Here is a 12,059-nt window from a genome sequence, read left to right on the forward strand (position 1 = left end):
TGTTATTCGGTTTCCAGATCGATGTCGATACCCAACGAACGGATCTCTTTGATCAGTACGTTGAAGGACTCCGGCATACCCGGCTCCATGCGGTGATCGCCGTCCACGATGTTCTTGTACATCTTGGTCCGACCGTTCACGTCGTCCGACTTGACGGTCAGCATTTCCTGCAGGGTGTAGGCCGCGCCGTAGGCTTCCAGCGCCCAGACCTCCATCTCCCCGAAACGCTGACCACCGAACTGTGCCTTACCACCCAGCGGCTGCTGGGTAACCAGGCTGTAGGAACCGGTAGAACGCGCATGCATCTTGTCGTCGACCAGGTGGTTGAGCTTGAGCATGTACATGTAGCCGACGGTAGTGGTGCGCTCGAACTTGTTGCCGGTACGTCCATCGAACAGCTGCATCTGGCCGCTTTCCGGCAGATCGGCCAGTTTCAGCATGGCCTTGATCTCGCGCTCCTTGGCCCCATCGAACACCGGAGTGGCCATAGGCACACCCTTGCGCAGATTGCTGGCCAGGTCGAGCACTTCCTGATCGTTCAGATCGTCCAGGCTTTCCTGACGACCGCCGATCTCGTTGTAGATCTCATGCAGGAACTTGCGCAGCTCGGCAACCTTGCGCTGCTCTTCGAGCATCAGGTTGATCTTCTCGCCCAAGCCCTTGGCCGCGAGGCCCAGGTGGGTTTCAAGGATCTGACCGACGTTCATCCGCGAAGGTACGCCCAGCGGGTTCAGTACGATATCCACCGGTGTACCGTTGGCATCGTGCGGCATGTCTTCCACCGGCATGATCACCGAGACTACACCCTTGTTACCGTGGCGACCCGCCATCTTGTCGCCCGGCTGGATGCGACGTTTGATAGCCAGGTAGACCTTGACGATCTTCAGCACGCCCGGCGCTAGGTCATCGCCCTGCTGCAGCTTGCGCTTCTTGTCTTCGAACTTGTCGTCGAGCAGCACGCGACGGTCGGAAATGTAGGCCTGGGCCTTTTCCAACTGCTCGTTGAGCGCGTCGTCGGCCATGCGCAACTTGAACCACTGACCATGCTCGAGACCGTCAAGGATCTCGTCGGTAATCACGGCGCCCTTCTTCAGGCCTGCGCCACCTTCGGCGGTCGCGCCGACCAGGGCCGAACGCAGACGCTCGAAGGTGGCGCCCTCGACGATGCGGAACTCCTCGTTGAGGTCCTTGCGGATCTCGTCGAGCTGCATCTTCTCGATGGCCAGCGCGCGCGAGTCGCGCTCCACGCCGTCACGGATGAACACCTGCACGTCGATGACAGTGCCCTTCGTGCCGGTTGGCACACGCAGGGAGGTGTCCTTCACGTCGGATGCCTTCTCACCGAAGATCGCACGTAGCAGTTTCTCTTCCGGCGTCAGCTGGGTTTCGCCCTTCGGCGTGACCTTGCCCACCAGAATGTCGCCCGGACCGACTTCGGCACCCACGTATACGATGCCCGCCTCGTCCAGCTTGTTCAGCGCAGCTTCACCCACGTTGGGGATATCCGCAGTGATTTCCTCTGGGCCGAGTTTGGTATCACGCGATACGCAGGTCAGCTCCTGAATGTGAATGGTGGTGAAGCGATCCTCCTGAACCACGCGCTCCGACAGGAGGATGGAGTCCTCGAAGTTGTAGCCGTTCCAGGGCATGAACGCGACGCGCATGTTCTGCCCCAGTGCCAGCTCACCCATATCGGTGGACGGGCCGTCAGCCATGATGTCACCACGCTCGACCACATCACCCTTGCTCACCAGCGGACGCTGGTTGATGCAGGTGTTTTGGTTGGAACGGGTGTATTTGGTCAGGTTGTAGATATCGACACCGGCTTCGCCCGTCTCAACCTCATCATCATGAACGCGCACGACCACGCGACTGGCATCGACCGAATCGATGACACCGCCACGGCGAGCGACCACGCAGACGCCGGAGTCCCGCGCTACGTTGCGCTCCATCCCGGTGCCTACCAGCGGCTTGTCCGAACGCAGAGTCGGCACAGCCTGACGCTGCATGTTGGAGCCCATGAGTGCGCGGTTGGCGTCGTCGTGCTCAAGGAACGGGATCAGCGAGGCTGCGACGGAAACCACCTGCTTCGGCGATACGTCCATCAGCGTCACGTCTTCCGGCGCCTTGACGGTGAATTCGTTCAAGTGGCGCACGGCAACCAGCTCGTCGACCAGCTTGCGGCCTTCCAGCTTGGCGCTGGCCTGGGCAATCACATGGTCAGCCTCTTCGATGGCTGACAGGAATACGATTTCATCGGTGACTTCGCCTTCCTTGACCACACGGTACGGGCTTTCCAGGAAGCCGTACTGGTTGGTGCGCGCATAGGCGGCCAGCGAGTTGATCAGACCGATGTTCGGACCTTCAGGGGTTTCGATCGGGCAGACGCGACCGTAATGGGTCGGGTGTACGTCACGCACTTCGAAGCCGGCACGCTCGCGGGTCAGACCACCTGGGCCGAGTGCGGAGACGCGGCGCTTGTGAGTGATCTCGGACAGCGGGTTGTTCTGGTCCATGAACTGCGACAGCTGGCTGGAACCGAAGAACTCCTTCACCGCCGCCGCAACCGGCTTGGCGTTGATCAGGTCCTGCGGCATCAGGCCTTCGCTTTCAGCCATGGACAGACGTTCCTTGACCGCACGCTCGACGCGCACCAGGCCAACACGAAACTGATTCTCGGCCATTTCGCCGACGCAACGTACGCGGCGGTTACCCAAGTGGTCGATGTCGTCGACGATGCCCTTGCCGTTACGGATATCGACCAGGGTCTTGAGCACGGCAACGATGTCCTCGCGGCTCAGCACGCCGGAACCTTCGATCTCGGCGCGACCGATACGGCGGTTAAACTTCATCCGGCCGACAGCTGACAGATCGTAACGCTCAGAGGCGAAGAACAGGTTGTTGAACAGCGTCTCAGCGGCGTCCTTGGTTGGCGGCTCGCCAGGACGCATCATGCGATAAATTTCGACCAGCGCTTCGAGCTGATTGGTGGTCGAATCGATCTTCAAGGTGTCGGAGATGAACGGACCACAATCGATGTCGTTGGTATATAGGGTCTCGAAGCGGACCACCTGCGCCTTGACGATCTTGGCCAGCACTTCGACGGTCAGCTCGGTGTTGCACTCGGCGATGATCTCGCCAGTCGCCGGATGCACGATCGCCTTGGCCACAGTGCGGCCCAGCACGTAGTCCATCGGCATCTCAAGTTCCTTGATGCCGGACTTGTCGAGCTGATTGATATGGCGAGCAGTGATACGACGACCTTGTTCGACGATGACCTTGCCGCTTCCGTCGGTGATGTCGAACGACGCGATCTCGCCGCGCAGACGCTGCGCGACCAGCTCGAGCGAGAGCAATTCACCCTTCACGTGGAAGACGTTGGTGTCGTAGAAGGCGTCGAGGATTTCTTCGGTGCTGTAGCTCAGCGCGCGCAGCAATACCGAGGCAGGCAACTTGCGGCGGCGGTCGATACGCACGAATACGGCATCCTTCGGATCGAACTCGAAGTCTAGCCAGGAACCGCGATAAGGAATGATGCGCGCGGAATACAGCAGCTTGCCTGAGCTATGAGTCTTGCCACGGTCGTGGTCGAAGAAGACACCCGGCGAGCGGTGCAACTGGGAGACGATGACGCGCTCGGTACCGTTGATGATGAAGGTACCGTTCTCTGTCATCAGGGGGATTTCCCCCATGTAGACTTCCTGTTCTTTGATGTCCTTGATTGCCTTGCTCGACGATTCCTTGTCGAAAATGATCAGGCGCACCTTGACTCGCAGCGGAACCGCAAAGGTCACGCCGCGCAGCACGCACTCCTTGACGTCGAATGCCGGCTCGCCGAGGCGGTAGCCGACGTACTCCAGCGCTGCATTGCCGGAATAGCTGATAATCGGAAAAACGGATTTGAAGGCTGCGTGCAAGCCAATATCGCGGAACTGATCCTTTGTCGCTCCCGCCTGCAGGAATTCGCGATACGAATCCAGCTGGATGGCCAAAAGATACGGCACGTCCATCACGTGCGGTAACTTGCTAAAGTCCTTGCGGATTCGTTTTTTCTCAGTGTATGAGTAAGCCATCAGCGTTCCCCAGCTTGGTCACCTGCTTGTTTGGCTTCTCCCGACGGGAGCAGCCAGAAAATCTTGCGAATCCCATGATTCGCGCCGCCCATCGGAGCGGCTTTTCCAGTCCAGCCGCCCGACAAACATCGCGCAGCTATAACGGAAAAAGGCCGGTGGCAAAAGCCACCAGCCGTCAGCCTTACGCGAGTCGCTTCGGCTGTAGACGCAAGGTCGGCGCTTACTTGAGCTCGACTTTGGCGCCAGCCTCTTCCAGAGCCTTCTTGGCTGCTTCCGCTTCGTCCTTGGAGACGCCTTCCTTGACCACGCCAGGGGCGCCATCAACAACGGCCTTGGCTTCTTTCAGGCCCAGGCCGGTCAGCTCGCGAACGGCCTTGATCACGTTCACTTTCTTGTCGCCAGCTTCAAGCAGCATAACGTTGAACTCGGTCTGCTCTTCAGCAGCAGCAGCGGCCGGGCCAGCTGCAGCAACGGTCGCGGCAGCAGCAGTAACGCCGAACTTTTCTTCCATTGCCTTGATCAGTTCAACAACCTGCATCACGGACATTTCGGAAACGGCGTTGATGATATCTTCGTTGGTCAGAGCCATGACTCTAGTTCCTGTATATAGGTGACGGCCTGCGGCCATCTAATTCAAAAGAGATTGGAAAGAACCACGCACGCCTTAAGCGGCAGCGGCTTCCTTCTGGTCGCGAACGGCCGCCAGAGTACGAGCCAGCTTGCTGGTAGCGCCTTGAATCACGCTCATCAGCTGCGAAATGGCTTCGTCGTAGGTCGGCAGGGTTGCCAGCACGTCGATCTGATTGGCTGCGAGGAACTGACCCTCGAACGCAGCGGCCTTGATCTCGAACTTGTCCTGACCCTTGGCAAATTCCTTAAAGATACGGGCAGCAGCGCCCGGATGCTCATTGGAGAATGCGATAAGGGTCGGGCCTTTGAACACGTCGTTGAGCACGTCGAACTGAGTGCCTTCAACGGCGCGCTTGAGCAGGGTGTTACGTACGACACGTACGTAAACGCCGGCTTCGCGGGCCTCTTTACGGAGTCCGGTCATGGCCCCTACGGTCACGCCACGGGCATCAGCCACGACAGCGGACAGGGCAGCACTGGCAGCCTCGTTGACTTCAGCGACGATGGCCTTCTTGTCTTCGAGTTTGATTGCCACGGGTTTTACTCCTGGATGTTACCGGTTCATCCGGTCGAAACCGGACGGGTTTTGGTGTCTGATTCGGTACGAATCGGGAGCACCTCTGCGTAGGCTTGAAGAAGCGAGCTTCAACGGTTTAAGGCTTGCGCCGCCTACGGTCTTGGATAGCCCCCGCCAGGCAGGGACCCCAATCTTGCACCGCCCCGATTACCGGAGCGGATCGTCTTACGCGTCGAGGGAAGCCTGGTCGATGACCAGTCCCGGACCCATGGTGGTGCTCAGGGTCACGCGCTTGACGTAAATACCTTTGGAAGTGGACGGCTTCAGACGCTTGAGGTCGGACAGCAGCGCCTCAACGTTCTGCTTGAGCTGACCGGCCTCAAAACCAACCTTGCCCACGGAGCTGTGGATGATGCCGTTCTTGTCAGTGCGGAAACGAACCTGACCAGCCTTGGCATTCTTGACTGCGGTCGCAACGTCCGGAGTCACGGTACCGACCTTGGGGTTCGGCATCAGGCCACGCGGACCAAGGATCTGGCCCAGCTGACCGACAACGCGCATCGCGTCCGGGGAAGCGATGACCACGTCATAGTTCAGGTCGCCGCCTTTCATTTCGGCAGCCAGCTCGTCCATGCCAACGCGATCAGCGCCGGCAGCCAGAGCGGCTTCCGCGCCCGGACCTTGGGTGAATACGGCTACGCGAACGGTCTTGCCGGTACCGTTCGGCAGAACGGTTGCACCACGAACGACCTGGTCGGATTTACGCGGATCCACACCCAGGTTGATGGCGATGTCGAAGGATTCGGTGAACTTGACGGCCGACAGTTCGGACAGCAAGGTTGCTGCCTCTTCAAAACCGTACTGCTTGCCCGCTTCGATCTTCTGGGCAATTGTCTTCTGACGCTTGGTCAACTTAGCCATTACACGCCCTCCACGTTCAGGCCCATGCTGCGAGCCGAACCAGCGATGGTCCGTACGGCAGCTTCCATTTCGGCAGCGGTCAGATCAGCCTGCTTGGTCTTGGCGATCTCTTCCAGCTGGGCACGGGTAACAGTGCCGACCTTCTGGGTGTTGGGACGAGCCGAACCGCTGGTGACGCCAGCAGCTTTCTTCAGCAGCACAGCTGCCGGAGTGCTCTTGGTTTCAAACGTGAAGCTGCGATCGCTGTAAACAGTGATAATCACAGGAGTCGGCAGACCAGGCTCCTGGCCTTGGGTGCGGGCGTTGAACGCCTTGCAGAACTCCATGATGTTCACGCCATGCTGACCCAGTGCAGGGCCGACCGGCGGCGACGGGTTGGCCTGACCGGCCTTTACCTGAAGCTTGATATAAGCTTGAATCTTCTTAGCCATAGCTACTCCGTTACGGGTTCAAGCGCCTTTCGGCTCCCCTGTTTACTTGTTTATCCCAGCGACAACAAAACCCCGCAGCGGCTAGCTGCGGGGTGGGGATACTTTCTTCAGTTAGACCTTCTCGACCTGACTGAACTCCAACTCTACCGGTGTAGAGCGACCGAAGATAAGAACAGCCACCTGAATACGGCTCTTCTCGTAGTTGACTTCTTCGACCACACCATTGAAATCTGCGAATGGACCATCCGCGACACGCACAACCTCGCCAGGCTCGAACAAGGTTTTCGGCTTGGGCTTGTCGCTACCGTCAGCAACACGACGCAGAATGGCCTCAGCTTCCTTGTCGGTAATAGGCGCAGGCTTGTCCGCCGTACCACCAATGAAGCCCATTACTCGCGGCGTATCCTTGACCAAGTGCCACGCACCCTCGGCCATGTCCATCTGCACCAGCACATACCCAGGGAAGAACTTGCGCTCACTCTTGCGCTTCTGCCCGTTACGCATCTCCACGACTTCTTCGGTGGGGACCAGAATCTCGCCGAAATGCTCTTCCATACCGGCAAGCTTGACGCGCTCGATCAGCGAGCGCATGACATGCTTCTCGTAACCCGAGTAAGCATGAACCACATACCAACGCTTAGCCACGGGACACCCTTAACCTACGACCATAGAAACCAGCCAACCGAGCAGGGAATCCAACCCCCACAACAGCAGCGCCATAACCAGCACGACCGCCAAAACAATCAATGTGGTCTGAGTGGTTTCTTGACGGGTCGGCCAAACGACTTTGCGAATCTCGACGCGCGCCTCCTTCAGCAGAACGAAGAAAGCACGACCTTTTGATGTCTGCAGCGCAACCAAAGCAGCGACGACCGCAACGACAAGAAGGGCAATAACCCTATACAGAATCGGCTCCGCAGCGTAGTACTGATTACCCACGACAGCCACGACCACCAAAGCAGCAACAACAAACCACTTCACCAAATCGAAGCGCGTGTCTTTGGCTTCTGCTTTGACATTCATCTGCGAGAACCCTGTAAAAAACTGCCAAATTCGATATTGAAGTTGGCAGGCCAGGAGGGAATCGAACCCCCAACCTGCGGTTTTGGAGACCGCCGCTCTGCCAATTGAGCTACTGGCCTAACAAGAGTCAGGCCGACTATTATGCCGGCCCGATTGAAACAGATCAAACGATTATTCGATGATCTTGGCAACCACACCAGCACCAACGGTACGGCCACCTTCGCGAATCGCGAAGCGCAGGCCGTCTTCCATGGCGATCGGAGCGATCAGGGTGACAACCATTTTGATGTTGTCGCCCGGCATGACCATTTCCACGCCTTCCGGCAGCTCGCAGTTACCGGTTACGTCAGTAGTACGGAAGTAAAACTGCGGACGGTAGCCCTTGAAGAACGGAGTGTGACGCCCGCCTTCTTCCTTGCTCAGCACGTACACCTCGCCTTCGAACTTGGTGTGCGGCTTGATGGTGCCCGGCTTGGCCAGAACCTGACCACGCTCGACATCATCACGCTTGGTGCCGCGCAGCAGCACGCCAACGTTCTCACCAGCACGACCTTCGTCGAGCAGCTTGCGGAACATTTCGACGCCGGTGCAGGTAGTCTTGGTCGTGGCACGGATACCAACGATCTCGATTTCTTCCTGGACCTTGACGATGCCACGCTCGACACGACCAGTAACAACGGTACCGCGGCCAGAGATCGAGAACACGTCTTCGATCGGCATCAGGAACGGCTTGTCGATGGCACGCTCAGGCTCGGGAATATAGGCATCCAGAGTTTCGACCAGCTTGCGCACGGCCGACACACCCATTTCGTTGTCATCCTGACCGTTCAGCGCCATGAGCGCGGAGCCGATGATAATCGGAGTGTCATCGCCCGGGAAGTCATAGGTCGACAGCAGGTCGCGAACTTCCATCTCGACCAATTCCAGCAGCTCGGCGTCGTCAACCATGTCAGCCTTGTTCAGGAACACGACGATGTAGGGAACACCAACCTGACGGGACAGCAGGATGTGCTCACGAGTCTGCGGCATCGGGCCGTCAGCAGCGGAGCAAACCAGGATAGCGCCGTCCATCTGCGCCGCACCGGTGATCATGTTCTTCACGTAGTCAGCGTGACCTGGGCAATCGACGTGGGCGTAGTGACGGATCGAGGAATCATATTCAACGTGGGAGGTGTTGATGGTGATACCACGGGCCTTCTCTTCCGGCGCGTTGTCGATCTGCGAGAAGTCACGCGCAGAGCCGCCCCAAGTCTCAGCACAGACCTTGGTCAGCGCTGCAGTCAGGGTAGTCTTGCCATGGTCGACGTGACCAATGGTGCCGACGTTCAGGTGCGGTTTGTTACGTTCGAATTTTTCTTTAGCCATCGAGACCGTCTCCCATCGTTGAATTGAGCTAGTCACGCCACCATTAAAACAAAGGCAGATATTTACATATCTGCCTTTGATATTGGAGCTCATGAGCGGATTTGAACCGCTGACCTCACCCTTACCAAGGGTGTGCTCTACCAACTGAGCTACATGAGCAATGCTCGCTGCGAAGACACTTTAAACGTGGAGCGGGTAGCGGGAATCGAACCCGCATCATCAGCTTGGAAGGCTGAGGTTCTACCACTAAACTATACCCGCGTCAGCTTGTGCCTACGCTGAAATCTGGTGGAGGGGGAAGGATTCGAACCTTCGAAGTCGATGACGTCAGATTTACAGTCTGATCCCTTTGGCCGCTCGGGAACCCCTCCAAAACGAGGCGGCATTTTGTTTGCCACCACCTCTTCTGTCAAGCTTTTTCTCATTTAAAACCTGAGGTTAGCTCCGATGACAGTGCCTACTGCACGCCCCAAGGGAGGTGCTGCTGAGCGGGCGCCATTCTATGTAAACTATGTCGAAGTTGCAATGCTTGAGCAGGGTATTTGCTGAGACTCTAGGGCAGGAAAGCTTCCGACAAGCTCTGCGAGTAGTTCGTCGCTCAGCAAGTGCTTACGTTCTCCGGCCACCCGCACCCAATAACGGCGGTGACTTCTAGGCAGCTCACGAACCAAGGCTGTGTAATCAACTCCCTGCAGACGAGTCACGACGCTTTCCGCAGAATCCTTGCGAGAGAATATTCCCAAGGATATTCCGTTCGACAAATCCCCTACGGTGATGATGTAACTATCTATATTACGCGATTGCAGTTCTCGCAACTGACGTAACGACGCTTGTCGAGAGACAAGAGGAGGAAGATACACCCAGTAGTCAACACCGGCAGCCTCATCAACAGCCTCAACCTGAGAATCAATATCCAGACTAAGCAGGCGCTGCTCAACGGCTTGCGCAAGCGACTCCTCATTAAAACCACCAAGCAACAGACAAACGTTGCTCGCGTCGTGTGCGGACCTACGCCGGACGAAGGAATCCGCCTCGCTTAGCAGCTTAATATCAGCCTCTCGAGAGGGAGCACTTAGCTGAGCGCCGCCGCCATCCACTGGCCGGATTTGATTTAGGTGAAGCAGATAAAGCAGTAGGTTCAGCATCACCAGGAGCATTAGAAGCCAGCGCATCGATACCTCTTTAGGGGCAGGCCAACGCCAAGCCTCTGAAAACCAGATCAGCCACGCACTTTACTTCGCGGACATCGGCAACAAGCGGCGCGTCACCACCAGTAACATAGGTGACAAAGTCGCCACCCAAATAGCTTTCGGCGAAGGTAATCTGACTGCAGACATAACTACGAGCCATGATCAAGCAGCCTCGGTCAACAGCCTCAGCGGTAGACCTTCCGGGAGAAAAATCGCTCAACACAAGCGCTGTTTCCTCAGAGTCGTACTGAATGCGGCGCGTATGAGCAAGCAAGCGCCCCCGCAGCAGGGCGACGCCAGGCGCGATGTACCCACCAAGATGCGTACCGTCGCGAGCTACCAGATCAACAGTGATGGCTGTACCCAAATCGATAACCAAACAGGCTTCTCGGCACATATCGTACGCAGCCACGATAGCTAACCAGCGGTCCAGCCCCAGTCGCTGCTGGTCACGGTAACCATTCACAACCCCGGCGAGACGCTCAGCTGGACATGCCTTCGTCACGCTCAAGCTTAGCGATTCAGAGAGCACATCCATAACCACCTGGGTTTCGGCGTCACTCCGTACGCTAACCAGGCGACAGCGGGGTATCTTGCCCAGGCCTTGTCCGAGCAGAGCCTGCACAATATCTACCGGTTGCGAAGCGATACCCTGAATCAACGGCACGCCGCCAGTTACAGGAATAACCCGCCATTTAATGAAACTGTTTCCGCAATCGAGCTCAAGAATCATGATCGAGCCTCAAGCTTAGCTCTCCCCCACTGAAGCGGCGCTCCCCTAAGCCGTCGACCAAGAGCCGCAAAGCGCCCTGTCCATCCACGCCGAGCATCAAGCCTGTAATCAGCTGAGCGCCATTGCTTAAGGTACAGCGCCTACCCTGCCAGATATTGTTAGCTTCCCACTCATCATGCAAAGCAGAAAAACCTCGTTGCGCATGCAGACATAGGTAACGATGCAAAAACTCACTAATCAAATTGGCGAGCTCGCTTCGATCCATCAGAATACCTGTTTGCTGCCTCACCGAGGTCCAAGGCTGGTCAATTCCCCCAGCAGCTGAGGTCATGTTCACATTTATTCCAATGCCAATAATAACGTGACAGACATCGGCCGGATCCCCTGTTAGCTCCAAAAGAATTCCTGCGATTTTCTTACCGTCCGTATAGATATCGTTGGGCCACTTAAGCCCGGCACGCTCGACTCCTGCCTGACGTAGAGCCTGAAGAACCGCCAAGCCCACCACTAGACTCAAGCCAGACATACCCTGGGGGCCACCCGAGACCTTCATTGCCAGGGTGTAGTAGAGGTTCTTCGCCGGAGGACTGACCCAGACCCGCCCTCGCCGACCACGTCCGCCAGTTTGGCTTTCCGCCAATACGACAAAGGGAACAGCTTGCCCCGCCTGCAGCAGCCTCAACGCTTCAGCATTTGTTGAGTCTACCGTCTCTCGCAGGCAGAGCTGCCAACCGAGGCAACCTAACACGTCGGAGCTTTCGTCATAACCCAGCAGCGATAGAGGCTCCGATAGCCTGTATCCCTTACCAGGCACCCGAAACAGTTCAAAACCATACTCGCTTTCAAGCCGCTTCAGATATTTCCATACAGCGCTGCGACTCACACCGAGAGCAGCACCGAGCTCTTCACCAGAATGAAAACGCCCGTCACTAAGTAGCCGCAGCAAGCTATTCATAAGCCCTCATAGCCAAGTACACATCGTAGAGCCGTCTCTACAGCTTAATAATTTCTCTCGCGCAAAGACAAACCCCCGACCTTCTTTCGAGGGCCGGGGGTTTGGTGTAGAAGCTTGACGATGACCTACTCTCACATGGGGAGACCCCACACTACCATCGGCGATGCGTCGTTTCACTGCTGAGTTCGGGATGGGATCAGGTGGTTCCAACGCTCTATGGT

Annotated in this window: 11 protein-coding genes, 4 tRNA genes and 1 rRNA gene; all 16 read right to left on the bottom strand. The window is 57.3% G+C overall.

Annotated elements, in window-relative coordinates; genetic code table 11:
* Positions 1 to 2 precede the first annotated feature (2 nt).
* On the bottom strand, positions 3 to 4,073 hold the full coding sequence (gene rpoB / locus E0D86_RS20935) for a DNA-directed RNA polymerase subunit beta (protein ID WP_131651942.1): 4,071 nt from the start codon (positions 4,071 to 4,073) through the stop codon (positions 3 to 5).
* Between the two features lie 220 nt (positions 4,074 to 4,293).
* Positions 4,294 to 4,662, bottom strand: coding sequence for a 50S ribosomal protein L7/L12 (rplL, locus tag E0D86_RS20940; RefSeq protein ID WP_131651953.1), 369 nt, complete (start codon positions 4,660 to 4,662; stop codon positions 4,294 to 4,296).
* Between the two features lie 75 nt (positions 4,663 to 4,737).
* Entirely contained in the window at positions 4,738 to 5,238 is a 501-nt protein-coding gene (gene rplJ / locus E0D86_RS20945) for a 50S ribosomal protein L10 (protein ID WP_014854237.1), read from the bottom strand.
* 207 nt (positions 5,239 to 5,445) lie between these two features.
* Positions 5,446 to 6,141: a 50S ribosomal protein L1 gene (rplA, locus tag E0D86_RS20950; RefSeq protein ID WP_131651943.1), complete on the bottom strand. Its 696-nt coding sequence runs from the start codon at positions 6,139 to 6,141 to the stop codon at positions 5,446 to 5,448.
* Entirely contained in the window at positions 6,141 to 6,572 is a 432-nt protein-coding gene (gene rplK / locus E0D86_RS20955; protein ID WP_125840149.1) for a 50S ribosomal protein L11, read from the bottom strand. The genes rplA and rplK overlap by 1 nt, the downstream gene beginning before the upstream one ends.
* Before the next feature lie 111 nt (positions 6,573 to 6,683).
* Entirely contained in the window at positions 6,684 to 7,217 is a 534-nt protein-coding gene (gene nusG / locus E0D86_RS20960) for a transcription termination/antitermination protein NusG (RefSeq protein ID WP_131651944.1), read from the bottom strand.
* 9 nt (positions 7,218 to 7,226) lie between these two features.
* Positions 7,227 to 7,595 (bottom strand): preprotein translocase subunit SecE, encoded by a 369-nt coding sequence (secE, locus tag E0D86_RS20965; RefSeq protein ID WP_131651945.1) that lies wholly within the window; start codon positions 7,593 to 7,595, stop codon positions 7,227 to 7,229.
* A gap of 43 nt (positions 7,596 to 7,638) precedes the next feature.
* Positions 7,639 to 7,714, bottom strand: a tRNA-Trp gene (locus tag E0D86_RS20970).
* A gap of 52 nt (positions 7,715 to 7,766) precedes the next feature.
* Entirely contained in the window at positions 7,767 to 8,960 is a 1,194-nt protein-coding gene (gene tuf, locus E0D86_RS20975) for an elongation factor Tu (protein WP_131651939.1), read from the bottom strand.
* An 83-nt stretch (positions 8,961 to 9,043) separates the two neighbouring features.
* Positions 9,044 to 9,119, bottom strand: a tRNA-Thr gene (locus tag E0D86_RS20980).
* Positions 9,120 to 9,147: 28 nt separating this feature from the next.
* Positions 9,148 to 9,221, bottom strand: a tRNA-Gly gene (locus tag E0D86_RS20985).
* Positions 9,222 to 9,246: 25 nt separating this feature from the next.
* Positions 9,247 to 9,331: transfer RNA gene (locus E0D86_RS20990), tRNA-Tyr, on the bottom strand.
* A 138-nt stretch (positions 9,332 to 9,469) separates the two neighbouring features.
* Positions 9,470 to 10,132 (bottom strand): SPOR domain-containing protein, encoded by a 663-nt coding sequence (locus tag E0D86_RS20995; RefSeq protein WP_131651947.1) that lies wholly within the window; start codon positions 10,130 to 10,132, stop codon positions 9,470 to 9,472.
* Positions 10,133 to 10,142: 10 nt separating this feature from the next.
* A complete protein-coding gene (locus E0D86_RS21000) occupies positions 10,143 to 10,883 on the bottom strand; it encodes a type III pantothenate kinase (RefSeq protein ID WP_131651948.1) in 741 nt (246 codons plus the stop codon).
* Entirely contained in the window at positions 10,873 to 11,838 is a 966-nt protein-coding gene (gene birA / locus E0D86_RS21005; RefSeq protein ID WP_131651949.1) for a bifunctional biotin--[acetyl-CoA-carboxylase] ligase/biotin operon repressor BirA, read from the bottom strand. Before birA ends, E0D86_RS21000 begins: the two co-directional genes overlap by 11 nt.
* A gap of 112 nt (positions 11,839 to 11,950) precedes the next feature.
* Positions 11,951 to 12,059: ribosomal RNA gene (gene rrf, locus E0D86_RS21010) — 5S ribosomal RNA — on the bottom strand; the annotation flags it as partial.

The organism is Pseudomonas sp. IC_126 (assembly GCF_004331835.1).
Classification (GTDB): domain Bacteria; phylum Pseudomonadota; class Gammaproteobacteria; order Pseudomonadales; family Pseudomonadaceae; genus Stutzerimonas.